Raw genomic sequence first — 920 nt, 5'->3', positions numbered from 1 at the left:
CTCAAGCACAGCCGGATGGGCGGTTACCTCGCTCGTACCCATCTCGTCTACGGCGAGTGGCTGCGCCGCGAGGGCCGCCGTCGGGAGGCCCGCGAACAACTTCGCACCGCCCACGAGCTGCTGTCCGGTATGGGTGCGGAGGCGTTCGCCGAGCGTGCCGCCCGCGAACTACGCGCCACCGGTGAACATCCACGAAAACGCGCCGCTCAGCCGACCGACGCGCTCACCGCCCATGAGCTGCACATCGCCCGGTTGGTCGCCACCGGAGCGACCTCTCGGGAGGTCGGCGCACAGCTGTTCCTGAGCCCGCGCACGATCGAAGCCCACCTGCGCAGCATCTTCCGCAAGCTGGGCATCACCTCCCGCAGGCAGCTCAAAGAACTTGCGCTTCCTGATTGGGCAGGCCGCGGGTAGCACCGGCCGGCGGTGGGTCAGCACCCGACGTGCTGCCATGAATCACGTGGTGGCAGATGTCGCGGCAACGTCCCGGTGAGCATCTTGTCCTGCGGGGTGGTGTCACTATGGCGGCCTGGGTCGGCGACGCCGCCCGTGAGCCGGGCGACCTCGATTACGTCGTCACCCCGCACACCATCACCAGCGACAGCGCCGACGCCCAGGCACGGCGCGACGACGCCAAGAACGTGGTCCGAGCCGACCCGGGTCCGGGGCTGCAACCAGACCGGATCACCGAGGCCGCGATCTGGAACATGTCGACGATCGACGGCGGGCAGGGGTGCCGGTCGCTGCGCAGCGCGCCTCGATCCACCGTCACGGTGCCCAACTTGATGCTCGACCCGCCCTACTGGGACCAGAAACCCCAGGCCCGGAGCGAGTAGAATCGCTGGCCCTCACGGTCGGCGACGCTGAACTCGCGGCCCGGCTCCGGGGCGACCCGGACCAGGGCGTCCACGCCGTGCGCC

The 920-nt window shown here is 69.9% G+C and carries 2 protein-coding genes; both read left to right on the top strand.

The window, feature by feature from the left end; translation table 11 throughout:
* Positions 1–414: helix-turn-helix transcriptional regulator (locus ACLQ23_RS31550; RefSeq protein ID WP_425881536.1), on the top strand; the 414-nt coding region annotated here is incomplete at its 5' end.
* A 107-nt stretch (positions 415–521) separates the two neighbouring features.
* On the top strand, positions 522–836 hold the full coding sequence (locus ACLQ23_RS31545) for a hypothetical protein (protein ID WP_425881535.1): 315 nt from the start codon (positions 522–524) through the stop codon (positions 834–836).
* Positions 837–920 lie beyond the last annotated feature (84 nt).

Origin of the sequence: Micromonospora sp. DT41 (genome assembly GCF_049841715.1) — a bacterium.
Lineage (GTDB): Bacteria > Actinomycetota > Actinomycetes > Mycobacteriales > Micromonosporaceae > Micromonospora > Micromonospora profundi.
The sequence above is the reverse complement of the archived record's forward strand: the minus strand, read 5'-3'. Positions and strand labels throughout refer to the sequence as shown.

Excerpts from the sequence above, each read along its gene's own strand:
- ACLQ23_RS31545 (WP_425881535.1), top strand. The coding sequence starts at position 522 with ATGGCGGCCTGGGTCGGCGACGCCGCCCGTGAGCCGGGCGACCTCGAT.